Origin of the sequence: Acinetobacter sp. CFCC 10889 (assembly GCF_003268395.1) — a bacterium.
In the GTDB taxonomy this organism is placed as follows: Bacteria; Pseudomonadota; Gammaproteobacteria; order Pseudomonadales; family Moraxellaceae; genus Acinetobacter.
This window is the reverse complement of record NZ_LQXQ01000006.1, coordinates 13,854-30,232: the sequence shown is the minus strand read 5'-3', so window position 1 is coordinate 30,232 and position 16,379 is coordinate 13,854. Positions and strand designations below refer to the sequence as shown.

General features: G+C 39.1%; 13 protein-coding genes. 8 read left to right on the top strand and 5 right to left on the bottom strand.

All coding sequences use genetic code 11. The annotated features are described in order from the left end of the window. Window positions 1-229 precede the first annotated feature (229 nt). Together prpC and prpB are read right to left on the bottom strand one after the other, a co-directional pair. Entirely contained in the window at window positions 230-1,366 is a 1,137-nt protein-coding gene (prpC, locus tag AVJ19_RS03345; RefSeq protein WP_087550153.1) for a 2-methylcitrate synthase, read from the bottom strand. A gap of 3 nt (window positions 1,367-1,369) precedes the next feature. Beyond that, window positions 1,370-2,254: a methylisocitrate lyase gene (gene prpB, locus AVJ19_RS03340; RefSeq protein WP_111858393.1), complete on the bottom strand. Its 885-nt coding sequence runs from the start codon at window positions 2,252-2,254 to the stop codon at window positions 1,370-1,372. Between the two features lie 237 nt (window positions 2,255-2,491). Between prpB and AVJ19_RS03335 the strand changes: the two genes are divergently transcribed. The 3 genes from AVJ19_RS03335 (at window position 2,492) to AVJ19_RS03325 (ending at window position 4,819) form a co-directional block, all read left to right on the top strand. Continuing rightward, window positions 2,492-3,148, top strand: coding sequence for a TetR/AcrR family transcriptional regulator (locus AVJ19_RS03335; RefSeq protein ID WP_111858392.1), 657 nt, complete (start codon window positions 2,492-2,494; stop codon window positions 3,146-3,148). A gap of 127 nt (window positions 3,149-3,275) precedes the next feature. Beyond that, window positions 3,276-4,196, top strand: a complete 921-nt coding sequence (gene argF, locus AVJ19_RS03330) for an ornithine carbamoyltransferase (RefSeq protein WP_111858391.1) — start codon at window positions 3,276-3,278, stop codon at window positions 4,194-4,196. 152 nt (window positions 4,197-4,348) lie between these two features. Then, complete coding sequence (locus AVJ19_RS03325; protein WP_228203275.1) at window positions 4,349-4,819, top strand: hypothetical protein; 471 nt, start codon at window positions 4,349-4,351, stop codon at window positions 4,817-4,819. A 49-nt stretch (window positions 4,820-4,868) separates the two neighbouring features. On the opposite strand, the gene AVJ19_RS03320 is transcribed toward AVJ19_RS03325, so the two are convergent. Further along, window positions 4,869-5,114 (bottom strand): hypothetical protein, encoded by a 246-nt coding sequence (locus AVJ19_RS03320; protein ID WP_111858389.1) that lies wholly within the window; start codon window positions 5,112-5,114, stop codon window positions 4,869-4,871. A gap of 9 nt (window positions 5,115-5,123) precedes the next feature. Then, window positions 5,124-5,657: a GNAT family N-acetyltransferase gene (locus AVJ19_RS03315; protein WP_228203274.1), complete on the bottom strand. Its 534-nt coding sequence runs from the start codon at window positions 5,655-5,657 to the stop codon at window positions 5,124-5,126. A gap of 203 nt (window positions 5,658-5,860) precedes the next feature. Here AVJ19_RS03315 and purT point away from each other — a divergent pair, with 203 nt between their 5' ends. The 5 genes from purT (at window position 5,861) to AVJ19_RS03290 (ending at window position 15,487) form a co-directional block, all read left to right on the top strand. Next, window positions 5,861-7,075 (top strand): formate-dependent phosphoribosylglycinamide formyltransferase, encoded by a 1,215-nt coding sequence (purT, locus tag AVJ19_RS03310; protein WP_162626529.1) that lies wholly within the window; start codon window positions 5,861-5,863, stop codon window positions 7,073-7,075. 31 nt (window positions 7,076-7,106) lie between these two features. Next, the gene (gene glnD, locus AVJ19_RS03305; RefSeq protein WP_111858386.1) at window positions 7,107-9,773 is read left to right on the top strand and encodes a [protein-PII] uridylyltransferase; all 2,667 of its coding nucleotides are present in this window, start codon (window positions 7,107-7,109) and stop codon (window positions 9,771-9,773) included. A gap of 49 nt (window positions 9,774-9,822) precedes the next feature. Then, on the top strand, window positions 9,823-10,992 hold the full coding sequence (dapC, locus tag AVJ19_RS03300; protein ID WP_111858385.1) for a succinyldiaminopimelate transaminase: 1,170 nt from the start codon (window positions 9,823-9,825) through the stop codon (window positions 10,990-10,992). 168 nt (window positions 10,993-11,160) lie between these two features. Then, entirely contained in the window at window positions 11,161-12,357 is a 1,197-nt protein-coding gene (locus AVJ19_RS03295) for an efflux RND transporter periplasmic adaptor subunit (protein WP_111858384.1), read from the top strand. A 1-nt stretch (window position 12,358) separates the two neighbouring features. After that, entirely contained in the window at window positions 12,359-15,487 is a 3,129-nt protein-coding gene (locus AVJ19_RS03290) for an efflux RND transporter permease subunit (protein ID WP_111858383.1), read from the top strand. Between the two features lie 111 nt (window positions 15,488-15,598). Here AVJ19_RS03290 and trpA read toward each other — a convergent pair whose 3' ends face one another. Next, window positions 15,599-16,378 (bottom strand): tryptophan synthase subunit alpha, encoded by a 780-nt coding sequence (gene trpA, locus AVJ19_RS03285; RefSeq protein WP_111858382.1) that lies wholly within the window; start codon window positions 16,376-16,378, stop codon window positions 15,599-15,601. Window position 16,379 lies beyond the last annotated feature (1 nt).

Here is a 16,379-nt window from a genome sequence, read left to right as displayed (position 1 = left end):
GATCATAATATATCAGCTTAATCTTTAGAGTTTCATTTCAATCTAACAAAGTATTTCTACCATAAAAAAACGGCTCACAATATATTCAAAATAGCAGCCCAAGGAAAAATCTCCTAATTTTTACATTTAGAATTCATTGAATGACATTCAAATGATTGAAATTCTATATTCAATAAAAAAGCTGCCTCACCACAACAGTGAGACAGCCTTTTATCGTTTAAACAATAGCTTAAGCTGCTGAACGCTCAGCGATTGGCACAACTTTACGCAGTTCAGGACCAGTATAATCCGCACTTGGACGAATAATACGGTTATCTGCACGCTGTTCCATCACATGCGCTGCCCAACCTGTCACACGGCTCATCACAAAGATTGGCGTGAACAATTTGGTTGCAATATCCATGAAGTGATATGCAGAAGCATGAAAGAAGTCTGCATTACAGAACAATTTCTTCTCACGCCACATCACTTCTTCACAACGTACTGATACTGGATAAAGTACGGTATCACCTACATCTTTTGCTAATTTTTCAGACCAGATTTTGATGATGCCGTTACGTGGATCGTTGTCTTTGTAGATCGCATGACCGAAGCCCATGATCTTTTCTTTACGTTCCAATTTACCCAGCATTTCACGTTCAGCTTCTTCTGGAGATGTCCAGTTTTCGATCATTTCCATCGCAGCTTCGTTTGCACCGCCATGTAATGGACCACGAAGTGAACCAATAGCACCTGTGATACATGAATGCATATCTGATAATGTTGAAGCACATACACGCGCAGTGAATGTCGATGCGTTGAATTCGTGCTCAGCATAAAGAATCAACGATACATTCATCACTTGCTCATGCAATTCATTTGGCTTTTCACCACGAAGAAGGTGAAGGAATTGAGCACCGATAGAATCATCATCTGTGTTTTCTTCGATACGCACGCCATCATGGCTGTAACGGTACCAGTAGCAAATGATTGCAGGTAAAGTCGCTAAAATACGGTCTGCAACATCTTGTTGTTCATCGAATGATTTCTCAGTTTCAATGTTACCCAACATTGAAACACCTGTACGCATCACATCCATTGGGTGTGAATCCGCAGGAATACGCTCAAGTACTTCTTTCAATGCTTGTGGCAATTGGCGAAGTGATTTGAGTTTTGCTTTATAGGCAGCAAGTTGTTCAGTCGTTGGTAGTTCACCAAAGAAGATTAAGTATGCAACTTCTTCAAATTGGCAGTTTTCAGCCAAATCTTGCACATCATAACCACGGTAAGTTAAGCCTGCGCCACTTTTACCAACAGTTGATAAAGCCGTTTTCCCTGCCACTTGTCCACGCAATCCTGCGCCAGTGAGTACTTTGCCTTCAGCCATTTTTTATTTTCCTTCAGTGAATAATTTGTCTAATGTATTTTCAAAAGTATGATAATCAAGGAATTCGTAAAGTTCTTTACGTTGTTGCATAGTGTCAAGTACATTGACTTGTGTACCATTTTCACGAATTGAACGGAATACTTCGAGTGCTGCTTTTTGCATTGCACGGGTTGCAGACAATGGATATAGCACCATTGAAATACCTTGCTCGCCCAATTCCTGAGTCGTGTAATATGGCGTATCGCCAAACTCTGTGATATTTGCAAGAACTGGTACACCCACTGCATCACACACAGTTTTGTACATGGTAATGTCTGTCATCGCTTCAGCAAAGATCGCATCTGCACCCGCTTCTACACATGCACATGCACGGTCGATGACTGCTTGCAAACCTTCTTTTTGTAGAGCATCAGTACGTGCCATCACCACAAAATTAGAATCGGTTTTGGCATCAACCGCAGCTTTGATACGATCAACCATTTCTTGTTGAGAAACGATTTCTTTGTTTGGACGGTGACCACAACGTTTTTGTGCCACTTGGTCTTCGATATGCACAGCGGCTGCGCCTGCGGCAATCATCTGTTTCACAGTACGTGCGATATTGAATGCACCGCCCCAACCTGTGTCAATGTCAACCAATAATGGTGTGTCTACACGTTCGGTAATACGACGAACATCTTCCAATACGTTGTCTAAGCTGGTCATGCCCAAATCAGGTAAACCGTATGAATAGTTGGCAACACCAGCACCCGAAAGATAAATCGCTTTGTAACCGACTTGTTTCGCCATCATCGCTGCATAAGCGTTGACTGTACCGATAATTTGTAATGGTTTTTCCACTTCCAGTGCTTGTCTAAATCTTAAGCCTGCAGACGTTTCTTGTGTCATATTCCTTTCCACAGTGGTCTCTTTATTTATCGAGGTTTGAGTATATCCATAAAAATTTACTCTGCCATGACTTTTTAGGTGAAAAGCTCTAAAACTTTAGTCAAAGAAATAATGAATTAACATTCATTATTTTAATTGTAGTATTTCATGACAAAATAATACTGATATTTATCAACAGAAATTTCTTGACTTATTTGCTATAATCCCTACAAAGAGTCCGTATTTTGATTATTTTCTATGCAAAAACATTTCACAGAAATTGAAGCTGTGGGTTGTGGTGAACAACCCCAAACTCGCCGAGGGCAAGAACGGCGTTTAGCGCTTTTATTGAGTGCAAATGATTTATTTTTGGAACATGGTTATGATGCAGTATCGCTTGATGATATCGTGAATCATGCGGGTGGCTCTAAAACTTCTATTTATAAATATTTTGGTAATAAAGAAGGATTATTTACTGCGATTTGTGATTATCGTCGTGAATTATTCTTTAAAGATATTTGCGCTTGTTATAATTCTGAACGAGATGACTTGCGTAGCTATTTAACGCAAACCCTGATTAATTTTTATTTACATTTAAAAAAGCCTGAAAATGTGGCTTTTATTCGTCTAATTTTTGAACAAACTCAGAAAAATCCTGAGTTGGCATTATATATCCATGAAAAAGGTGCGCATTTTATTCAGCTCACCATTGCCAAAGCTTTAGAACAGTCTCATTTACAAGGAAAATTAAGCTGCCCTCAACCTTTAAGTTCTGCCATGATGTATTTTGGAATCTTAAGAGATTATGAATGGCGTATTTTAATGGGGCTTGAAATCAACCAACCTGAACAAGAAGTAACCAAATACATCGAATATTGTGTTGATCATTTTCTAAAAGGTCATCAAAAAGTCTAGTTTTTTTGCATTTCAACTTACTTATAGTATATTAGAAAATTATTCTCCGTTTTTTTTAATCAACCAACAATGAATTGTTGGTCATTCGCTATTTGTGTTTTGGCTATACAATTATTGTGGAGTAACCATGGCTCTACGACATTTTCTAACATTACGTGACTTATCTACTGCTGAATTGAACCGCATCATTGATCGTGCGCAGGAACTGAAGCGAAAACAGCATAACAATGAAACATTCCAACCCTTTGTTGGTAAAGTCATGGGCATGATTTTTGAAAAGTCGAGTACCCGTACTCGTGTTTCTTTTGAAGCAGGTATGAGCCAGTTTGGTGGTAGTGCGATTTTCTTATCCTCTCGTGATACTCAACTCGGTCGTGGTGAGCCAATCGAAGATTCGGCACGTGTGATCTCAAGTATGTTAGACATTGTGATGATCCGTACTTTTGGTCATGACATTGTTGAACGTTTTGCTGAATACTCAAAAGTTCCTGTGATCAATGCCTTAACTGATGATCATCACCCTTGCCAACTGTTAGCTGACGTGCAAACTTTTGTTGAGCACCGTGGTTCAATCGAAGGTAAAACTGTGGCTTGGATCGGTGATGGCAACAATATGTGTAATTCCTATATGGAAGCTGCGCACATGTGGGGCTTTAAATTAAAAATCGCTTCACCTAAAGGCTATGAACCAAAAGATGAGTTTTTATCTGAATTTGGTCATTGTGTGGAACTTGTCAGTTCTGCTGAAGATGCTGCAGTAAATGCTGACCTCATCGTGACTGATGTTTGGGCAAGCATGGGGCAAGAAGAAGAGCAAAAAATCCGTGAAAAAGCCTTTGCTGATTATCAAGTGAATGAAAAATTGATGGATCTTGCGCATCCTGATTGTTTATTTATGCATTGTTTACCTGCACATCGTGGTGAAGAAATCTCTGAAAATATGCTTGATCACAAAAATGCTGTGGTTTGGGATGAAGCAGAAAACCGTCTTCATGCACAAAAAGCATTGGTTGAATTTTTGATAAATGAAAATCTGAAAAAAGATTAACTTTGAGTTTTAATATTTTAAAAGGCTTTGTAGATCAAAGCCTTTTTATTTTGAAATTTTCAAAAATTATCATTCTGTAAACTTAATTTTTCACACTAGTATTCACGACAATATTGCATATAATAAAACCATATTATGAATAAGACTTCATCATGAAATTTACAACACTTTTACTCAGTTCTAGCCTTTTAATAGGTTCATTTTTTAACATGGTTCAAGCGACTGAGCTTGATGATTATTTAGTTCAACAAAAAATCGTAGATATCAATTATAAAATCAAAAACACGCAAAGATTAACAGACGCTCTAAGTTATTTAAGTGATGAAGACTCTCGTACTTTACCTTTGCAGATTGATCAAAATACTTTGATTGAAAAATTACGCTTATATCCTAATCGCATTGAAATTGAAGGAATTATTACTTCTCCTGATTTTAAACAGTTTAGCCAAGATATGAGTACACATGACGTTAAAAAGCTTTTTACTGATAATTTAATCAAAAACTGTGATCATCTATTTGAACATCAATTTCAACGTGTGAATCCTTATGAAGTCCGTATGAAATTATCTACGGATCAAAAACAATATTCAGTTGAATTAAAAAATTCAGCGTGTCAGTTTTGAGATTAAAATAATGTAAGCTTTTCTGTTAAATCAGTAGATTTAGCCACATTTAAAAAAAAGTGGATCTAATTGAATATACTTTAAAAAAAATATGGTTAATGAGGTCTATTTCAGCATTGAAAAATGTCAATGTTCGCTCCTCTTCATCTATATAAAATTCTACTCGAATACAATCATCCTCTTTTAGAAGCGGGTTATGAATAAATAATTGCGCATACATTTCTTGTTCTATTTCAAATTGAAATTCAAGTTCATATTTTTCAAATGGTTCTGTACCACTATAAATTGAATACATGTTCAAAGCTCATTGAATCACTTTCCTCATCTCCACCAAATGCAAATCCACTTGCGGAATTCCCACATTGGCATCTAAAGGATAATCTTCCACCACTCCTGTTTGCACATAGCCACGCCTTGTATAGAATTCAATTAATTCTGTACGAACATTCAATACCCACATCACATAGACTTCCAAATCCGCTTGAATCGATAGTGCATAAGTTTCTGCATAAGCTAAAACTAACTTACCAAAACCTTGATTTTGCCAATCAGGTGCAATCGCAAAAGTCCCGATTTCCACTGCTAAAGCATCAAAAGTCAAAGCAATACATGCCACGATCTGATGCTCAAACTCTGCTACTAGCAAATGAAAGTGATTATTTTCAAGTTGTTGTTCAAGCTGATTACATGAAATTCTTTCACCTACAACAAATTCAGCTTCGGTTGTCCATGTATTTTCATTTTTTTGACGATATGCCGCATTGATCAAATGAACCAAATCAGTGAGATCAGCTTGAGTTGCTATACGATATTTTAAAATCATGCTTGTCATAGTCATTTTGAAGTGAAATGTTTATTTTTAGAAAATACTATCTTAAATCGCTGATCTATATTCAACAGTTTTAGCAAAAGTTTCATGTATATGAATACTTCTCATTGCAAATCAATGCCATTGTCCAACAATCTACCAGTTTTTTATCATCAAGACTGAACACAGCGCTCAGTTCTGCTATGCTAAAGCCTACTTATTCTTAAGCATGGATGAATCGCATGAGCGTAACAATTGGCACTCCACTCCAATCTTCTGCTTTTAAAGTACTCCTTTTAGGTTCAGGAGAACTGGGCAAAGAAGTCGTTATTTCATTACAACGCTTAGGTGTCGAAGTACACGCAGCAGATCGTTATGAAAATGCCCCTGCGATGCAAGTTGCACATTTTGCTTATGCCTTAAATATGGCAGACCCTGAAGAATTAAAACAACTCATCGAGAAAGTAAAACCAAACTTAATCGTGCCTGAAATTGAAGCGATTGCCACACAAGTATTGGTTGAGATCGAAGAACAAAATATCGCCACTGTGATTCCTTCTGCCAAAGCAGTCAATCTCACCATGAACCGTGAAGGTATCCGTCGTTTGGCTGCTGAAGAACTTGGTTTGCCAACATCAGCTTATCGTTTTGCAGATTCACTAGAAAGTTTCCGTGCTGCATGTGATGACATTGGTTATCCAAACTTTGTAAAACCTGTGATGTCTTCATCAGGCAAAGGTCAGTCTCGTGTTAAAGAATTTGCCGAAGTTGATGCTGCTTGGGAATATGCGCAAACAGGTGGTCGAGTCAATCAAGGTAAAGTCATTGTTGAATCACAAATTGATTTTGATTTTGAAATTACCTTATTAACAGTGCGTGCTAAAAATGCACAAACGGGTGTGGTTGAAACCCATTTCTGTGATGCGATTGGTCATCGTCAAGATGCTGGTGACTATGTCGAAAGCTGGCAGCCACAACCGATGACGGAAGCTGCACTGGCTGAAGCCAAACGTATTGCACATAAAGTCACTGTTGCACTGGGCGGTTGTGGTATTTTTGGGGTAGAACTATTTGTCAAAGGTGACAAAGTATGGTTTAGTGAAGTATCACCTCGCCCACATGACACCGGTTTAGTGACACTTGCTTCACAATTCCAAAGTGAATTTGAATTACATGCACGTGCAATTTTAGGTTTACCTGTAAATACAGAACGTCATAGCGTTGCAGCAAGTGCTGTGATTTATGCTGGGGTCGATGCGAAAAATTTAGAATTTTCTGGCTTAAATCTTGCATTAGAAAATCCAAATACAGATTTAAGACTGTTTGGTAAACCTGAAGGTTTTAAACGTCGTCGTATGGGTGTAGCAACAGCACGTGCTGAAACAACAGAACAGGCACGTGAGTTGGCTTTTGAAGCTGCTTCAAAAGTCACCGTTCAACTGCACTAATGTTTTAGAAAAAATTTACGGACAATAATTTATGATCAACACCTCTCCTCTGTTGAATTACGTCAGTAGTCTTCATGATATTCAAGCAATTAATCAATGGCGTACCGATGTAGAACAACAGTTGCAGGAGGCGTTTGATCAAGGTCAACCGATTCGACAGATTATTCATGCCCGTTCAAATTTGATTGATGAAGCACTGATTTTTTTATGGCAGCACATAGGGCTCGATCAAACCGATCTCAGTCTTTTTGCAGTCGGTGGCTATGGTCGCCGTGAAATGCTGCCTTATTCTGATGTCGATATCATGATCTTGTCAGAAAATGATTTAACAGCTGAACAAGAACAAACCGTATCTAGTTTTATTTCATCTTTATGGGATGTTGGTAATTTTAAACCGGGCGTCAGTGTCCGTACCATTCAAAGTTGTTTTGAACAAGCCGCCAATGATCTAACTGTAGCGACAGCATTGATCGAAGCACGTTTAATTACAGGCAATCAACATCTAATCAAATGGCCACGCCGTGTAGTTTCACAAACTTGGACCGATAAAACGTTCTTTGATGCAAAAATGGATGAGCAAGCTCGTCGTTATGCTCAACATAATAATACTGAAAGTAATTTAGAACCTGATATCAAAAATGCACCCGGTGGAATTCGTGACATTAACCAAATCGGTTGGATTGCGAAACGTCATTTCCGTGTCAATCGTATCTACGACCTTGTTCATCTTGGGTTCATTTCAGAATTTGAACTTGGTGTTTTAGAAGAGTCTGAAAATTTTCTATGGGAAATTCGTCATCATTTACACCGTTTAACAAAACGTGATGAAAACCGCTTATTGTTTGATTATCAACGTGAAATAGCGGGAATTTTCGGTTATCAAAAAGAAGAAGGTAAACATATTAATTACCCAATTGAACAGTTCATGAAACGTTATTATCGAACTGCGCAACAAGTCTCTACTTTAAATGAAATGTTACTTGCCTATTTTAATGAATCAGTGATTACGCCACGTTTACCGAACTATGAACGTAATATTGAGATAATCAATGAACATTTCAAATTGGTCGATGGCAAACTTGCGGTACAACATCACAAGATATTTTCGGAAAATCCAAGTGCCATTTTAGAAATTTTCTATCTTTTGGCAAATCGTCCAGAGATTCAAGGGATTCGTGCCCGAACTTTGCGTTTGCTGACCTTAGCGGCTAAACGCATCGACCATAATTATCGTCATAATCCAGCTCATCAGGCTTTATTTATGGCAATCATCCGTTCACCTTATCGTTTATATGACACGATGGTAGCGATGAAACGTTATGGGGTTTTGGGCAATTATATTCCTGCATTTGGGCAAATTATGGGCTTGATGCAGTACGATTTATTCCACATTTATACAGTTGATGCCCATACATTATTGCTGATTCGTAATTTAAATCGCTTTAAAGAACCTGAGTTTGCCAAAGATTATCCTGTAGTCAGTTCAGTATTCCAACGTTTAAACCGTCGTGATATTGTATTCCTTGCTGCAATTTTCCATGACATTGCGAAAGGTCGTGGTGGTGATCATAGTGAACTTGGCGCAGTCGATGCAATCGAATTCTGTCGTGCACATGGTTTTACTGAACGTGAATGTAACCTCGTAGCATATCTGATTCAAAATCATTTACTCATGTCGATCACAGCACAGAAAAAAGATATTTCCGATCCAGATGTCGTGAAAGAATTTGCTGAAAAAATTGGCGATATGGAGCATTTGGATTATCTGTATACACTCACCGTTGCTGACATTAACGCCACCAATCCAAAACTTTGGAATACATGGCGTTCATCACTCATGCGTCAACTGTACACCCATGCCCGTGATGTCATTCGTTCAGGTTTAGGTCGTCCTGTTGACTATCAGATGTTAATCGAAGATACCAAATTCGCAGCCAGTGAAATTTTAGTCGATGAGTTTTCTTTAGATGATGTTGAAAAGGTCTGGCAAGAACTTGGAGATGAATATTTCCTTAAAGAATCAGCCGATGAAATTGCATGGCATACCCGCGCCATTTTGCAGCATGGCGACAACCCTGCACCATTAGTGCTCTTACGTGCGCACCGAAAAGCAGCACAAGATGCCGTACAACTGTTTATTTATACCCGTGATCAACCGAACTTATTTGCAACCACAGTCGCTGTGCTTGATCGTATGAATTTAGATGTCCAAGATGCACGTATTATCACTGCAACTAAAGCATTTAGCCTTGATACTTATGTGGTTTTAGACCGTTTCGGAACATTATTAACAGATCCTGATCGTGAAGAAACCGTCAAAGAAGCCTTGGTCAAAGCATTAAATCAATCAGACAAATATCCGGGGGTGATGCAACGCCGTATCCCACGCCAATTGCGCCACTTCGACATTGAAAATACGGTAGATGTGAGTTTAAATGAAGCTTTACAACAAAATATGGTTGAAATTGCAACCTTAGACCAACCCGGTCTACTGGCTAAAGTTGGTGGTCTATTTATGATGCAAGGTTTGGACATTCACTCTGCTCGAATTGCAACACTTGGGGAACGTGCAGAAGATATTTTCTTTGTCACCAAAAAAGATGGCTCACCTTTAAATGCAGAAGAATCTGAATTGTTTGCTTCACAGTTAAAGGCAGCTTTGGATGAAGCATCGCATCAAGTCGCACACCCACACTAATATTTAGTGTGGTCACTTATTTTTATTTTTACATCATGGTAATTGTTTCATGAACTCAAGCTTGTCTTTATTACATCCTTATCCATTTGAAAAACTTAATCAGTTATTTAAGGATGTACAACCCGCAGCACTACCTTTGATTCCACTCTCGATTGGCGAACCAAAGCACCCTGCACCTGAGTTTGTGAAGCAAGCCATTATTGATAATTTTCAACATCTTTCAACTTATCCAAACAGCAAAGGTTTGCCTGAATTACGTCAAAGCATTGCCAATTGGTTAACACGCCGTTTTAAACTCAATGCCATCAGTGCAGAATCTCAGATCTTACCTGTTTCAGGAACGCGTGAAGGGATTTTCTCTTTTGTACAAGCCTTGATTAATCGTGACGAAGCACCTTATGTGGTAATGCCAAATCCGTTTTATCAAATTTATGAAGGTGCAACCTTACTTGCAGGTGCAACACCTTATTTCATCAATTGTACTGAGGAAAATGGTTATTTAGGCGACTTTGATGCTGTGCCTGCCGAAGTGTGGGAAAAAACTGCGCTATTATTTGTTTGCACACCAGGCAACCCAACAGGTGCTGTATTATCAAAAGAACAGTTTAAAAAATTAATTGCTTTGTCTGATCAATATAATTTTGTCATCGCATCGGATGAGTGTTATTCAGAATTATGGTTCGATGAAGCCCCTGTAGGTTTGCTTGAAGTCTGTGCTGAAATCGGACGTGATGATTACAAAAACTGTATCGTATTCCATTCACTGTCAAAACGTTCAAACTTGCCGGGTATGCGTTCAGGTTTTGTTGCTGGTGATGCCAACTTACTACAACCTTATTTAAAATTCCGTACTTATCATGGTGCGGCATTGCCAGTACAACACCAATTGGCATCCATCGCTGCATGGGATGATGAAGCGCATGTTGAAGAAAATCGTAAATTGTACCGTGCTAAATTTGAATTATTTCAAAATGAGTTAGCTCATCTACTGCCATTACAAAAACCTGATGCGGGCTTTTACTATTGGCTAAAAGTCGATAATGATGAAAAGTTTGCCAAATTATTGATGGAAAAAGCCCACATCAAAGTATTACCAGGACGGTATTTATCTCGTGATACCGAGCAAGGCAATCCGGGTGAAAATCATGTACGTATGGCATTGGTTGCAGACATTACACAATGTGAACAGGTCATTCAACGTTTAAAAGCCATTTTGTAATTGTGATAATTTAGCCTCACTATCACTATTACATACTAAAATGATCAGTATTTAAAAATCCTCGATATTTCGGGGATTTTTATTTTTAAAAGGTGAATATGATAGATCAACATTTTTTAAAAATATGTCTATACTGCTAAAATGTAAATAACGCTGATAAGAAACACAATGAATCATTCAGAACCTTCTTCTCATCAAGGTTTTAGCCGTAAACATTGGCTTATTTTAGCTGTTCTTATTCTGATTATTTTAGCCATCATTTGGTTTTGGCAAACTCAAGATAAAAAATCAGAACAAACGGTTTCACCACAAACTGCTGAACAGACTCAGCCCAAAGCCGCATTAACAGTCACAGTGATTCAACCTCAACACCAAAACTGGCAACAAAAACTCACTGCCAATGGTAATATTGCCGCTTGGCAAGAGGTTGTCATTGGTAGTGAACTTTCGGGACAACGCCTCACCAAAGTGTATGTCAATGTTGGTGATCAAGTAAAACGTGGTCAAGTGCTGGCTGAAATTAATAGTGATACCATTCGTGCAGAATTAGCCACTGCAAAAGCCAATTATAAAGAGGCTCAAGCTGTACTCAATGATGCGGTGATTAATAATAAACGTATTCAACAACTGCGCAATACTGGGGCAATTTCAGCCCAAGAATCCACCCAATATCAAACCTCTCAAGCCACAGCACAAGCTCGTTTAGAAGCATCAGATGCACAAATTAAAAGTAATGAACTACGTTTAGCACAAACTCGTGTTATTGCACCTGACAATGGTGTGATTTCAGCACGTTCAGCAACAGTAGGTTCATTGGCACAAACAGGACAAGAACTTTTCCGTCTTATTCGTGATCATCGTCTTGAATGGCGTGCAGAAATCACCACAACCGATTTATATAAACTCAAACAAGGCATGACGGCGAAAATTATTTCTCCTGATCCAAATCAAGATGCAGTGATAGGCACAGTACGCATGATCGCACCTGTGATCGATCCACAAACCCGTTATGGTTTAGTGTATGTAGATTTACCTCTGACGCAAGCAGTGCGTATGGGCATGTTCGTTAAAGGTGAATTTGAACTTGGTGAACAATCTGCGCTAACCATTCCACAGTCGGCTTTGTTATTACGTGATGGTTTTTCTTATGTCTTTATCGTGCAGCAAAATAATCGTGTAAAACAACAAAAAGTCAGCGTTGGACATCGCCAAAATGATTTGGTTGAAATTTTAGATCTACCTGAAAATGTCAAATTGGTATCTTCAGGAACAGGTTTTCTCGCAGATGGTGACTTAGTCAAAGTTTCAGCAAATATTCCTGAAACACCGCTGAGTAAGCAACTGAAGACTCAGCAGGAGAATTAATATGAATTTTTCTGCATGGTCCATCCGAAATCCAATTCCTGCGATTTTATTGTTTATTATGTTGGGGTTGGCAGGATTTATGTGTTTTCATTGGATGAAAATACAACAATTCCCAGACATTGAACTGCCAATGGTGACTGTCACTGCAAGTCTACCCGGTGCAGCACCACCTCAACTTGAGACTGAAGTTGCACGTAAAATTGAAAATTCGATTGCAACCATTCAAGGCTTAAAAAACCAATATGCCAATATCCAAGATGGTGTTGTGGTCATCACCGCAGAGTTTCAGCTCGAAAAACCGTTGCAAGAAGCTGTCGATGATGTACGTAATGCAGTCTCACAAGTCCGTTCTGACTTACCCACCGATGTACGTGACCCGATTGTCAGTAAAATCAATTTATCAGGTTCACCGATTTTAACCTATACCATTCAGTCACCACGTATGGATGAAGAAGCTCTGTCATGGTTTGTGGACTATGACATTACCCGAACCATGCTGCAAGTCAAAGGTGTGGGTGCTGTGGCACGTGTGGGCGGCGTAACACGCCAAGTGGATGTTGAAATTCAACCTGAAAAATTATTAGCACTGAATGCCACAGCCACCGAAATTACTCGACAATTACGCCTGACCCAACAGGATGCTTCGGGTGGTCAAACCAAAATTGGTGGCAGTGAACAATCCATCCGCACGATCGCTACTGTAAAAACTGCGGATGAAATCGCAGCCATGGACATTGCCCTGAATGATGGTCGACATATCCGTTTAGACCAAGTAGCAACCATAAAAGACAGTGTTGCAGAACGGCGTTCGGCTGCTTTGCTCAATGGTCAGCCTGTGATTGGTTTTGAAATTACCCGCAGCAAAGGTGCAAGTGAAGTTGATGTTGAAAAAGGCGTGATTGAAGCCTTAGATAAACTAAAAGCAGCACATCCTGATATTAAAATTACGGAAGCATTTAACTTTGTTACGCCTGTTGAAGACAACTATAAAGGTTCAATGTCCTTACTCTATGAAGGCGCAATTTTAGCCATTTTAGTGGTATGGCTCTTTTTACGGGATTGGCGAGCAACCATTATTGCTGCGACTGCACTACCCTTGTCGATTTTGCCTGCATTAATCGGTATGTACTATTTTGGCTTTACTTTAAATACTGTCACATTATTGGCGATGTCTTTGGTGGTCGGGATCTTGGTCGATGATGCAATTGTTGAAATTGAAAATATCATACGGCATCTCAGGATGGGTAAAACACCGTATGAAGCGGCAATGGAAGCTGCCGATGAAATTGGTTTAGCCGTCATTGCCACAACATTTACCCTGATTGCAGTATTCTTACCCACTGCTTTTATGAGTGGAATTGCAGGACGCTTCTTCGTGCAATTTGGATGGACTGCCGCCTTAGCCATTTTCGCATCACTTTTAGTGGCACGTTTACTGACCCCCATGATGTCAGCTTATATTTTAAAGCCTTGGGTGGGTAAAATTGAAAATCATGATACTGCACCAGAAGACTCACTTGCTGATCAAGGTCAGGCTGCACTTACAAAAGATCGAAAAAAAGATGGTCGAGTTATGCAAGGCTATATGCAGATGGTCACATGGTGTTTAAATCACCGTTGGCTCACATTATCTGCTGCTATTTTATTTTTTATTGGCTCTATTTCCCTCATTCCACTACTACCAACAGGTTTTGTACCACCACCAGACACAGGACAAACCCAAGTCCGTTTAGAGTTAACACCCGGTACTCAGTTTAACGAAACCTTAAAAACTGCGGAATATGCACGACAGTTAATCAAAGATCATCCTGAAATTAAAAGTATTTATACCACCATTGGTGGCGGTGCTGCAGGTACAGATCCATTTTCAGGAGGTGCATCTTCTGAACCACGTAAAGCGACTTTAACTATTCAAACGACTGCACGCAGTGATCGTACTGCGAGTCTACAAGACATTGAAGATCAAATCCGACAACGTCTCGCACCACTTCCCGGTGCACGTATACAAGTCGGTTTGGCAGGAAATAACAGCCAATACCAATTGGCACTTTCAGGTGATGATTCTGAAAGCCTCATGGCAACTGCATTAAAACTAGAACGAGAATTACGCACCATCCCTAATATTGGCAGTATTACTTCAAGCGCAGCTTTAGTACGTCCTGAATTGGTGATTCGTCCTGATTTTGCCAAAGCAGCTGATCTTGGTGTAACCACACAAGACATTGCAGAAACTTTACGGATTGCGACGGCAGGTGATTTTGACCAAAACCTTGCAAAAATGAACTTATCACAACGACAAATTCCTGTGGTGATCAAACTCAGTTTGGAGGCACGCCAAGACCAAGACTTAATTAAACGTCTCATGGTCAAAGGCAGTCATGGTCCTGTCATGCTTGGAACCATCGCTGACATTAATATCGAAAGTGGTCCATCTCAAATTGACCGGTTTAACCGCATGCGCAATATTAATTTTAATATTGAATTGAATAATCAACCTTTAGGTGACATTACTGCAAAAGTAGATCAACTCCCCACTATGCAAAATCTGCCCCCGACTGTGAAACGTACAGATATTGGTGATGCAGAAGTTATGCAAGAATTATTTGCAAGTTTTGGCTTAGCCATGCTGACAGGTGTGCTGTGTATTTATGTGGTTTTGGTGCTGTTATTTAAAGATTTTTTACAACCTATCACCATCTTGGTGGCACTCCCTTTATCTTTAGGTGGCGCATTTGTGCTATTACTTTTAGCAAAAAGCAGCTTCTCCATGCCAAGTTTAATTGGTCTGATTATGCTGATGGGTATTGCCAGTAAAAATTCAATTCTATTGGTTGATTATGCCATTATTGCCCGAAATGAAAAAAATTATTCTCGTTTTAACGCCCTATTAGATGCTTGTCATAAACGTGCTCGTCCAATCATCATGACAACATTGGCAATGGGTGCAGGTATGTTACCGATTGCTCTCGGCATTGGTACAGATCCAAGTTTCCGTGCACCAATGGCTATTTCCGTGATTGGCGGGCTGATTACCAGTACCTTCTTGTCACTTTTGGTCATTCCTGTAGTCTATACCTTTATTGATGACATTTACCGTATTATGAGAAGCTTTAAGAAGTCTAAAGTCTGATGTATATTGACTTTATTTCAATAAAAAATGCCTTCTTCATTTTTTAAGAAGGCATTTTTATACTTTATATAATTGAAATATTAACAAAAATAATTTCTAATTATTTTCAATCTAAGCTCTTAAAACCTTTGCAAAATCCTGCACTTTTTGCAAAGTTGCAGCCACACCTGATTTTACCAAACAGTCTACCAATGTTGTGCCGACAATCACCAAATCTGCTTTATGATTGAGTGCTGCAATATCTTGTTCAGTTTTAATCCCAAAACCAATACCTATGGGTATATCAAAATATTGCTTCAACTGAATAATTTTTTCATCCAAGTTTTGCTGCTTGCGCTGCATCCCTGTCACTCCATTTTCTGCGACATGATACAAAAAACCTTGCGCATTTTTAGCAATCAAAGCCAAACGCTGTTCAGGTGTTGAGGGTGAAGTTAAGCAAATAAAATGAATCTTATTCTGTTCTATATCATGTAAATATTCACGTTGATATTCATAAGGTAGGTCAACAATCAATAGCCCATCAATCAGCCCTGTAGCATCTTGTAAAAACTGTTGAAAACCATATTGTAAAATAGGATTTACATAGCCCATCAAAACAATGGGGGTTTGCTCATCCTGCTTGCGAATTTCTCTGACCAATTGCAAAGTTTTAGCCAGTGTATGTCCTTGAGCAATCGCCTGATGATGTGCAGCTTCAATCACTTCACCATCGGCAACTGGATCTGAAAATGGCATACCTAATTCAATAATATCTGCACCTGCTTGCCCGATTTGGCTCAGCAATGCCACATTACTTTGCTCATCAGGTGCACCTGCAGTGAAATAACACACCAAACCACTGCGTTGTTGCTGCTTCAATTCAGCTAAACGAATATCTAAACGATTCATT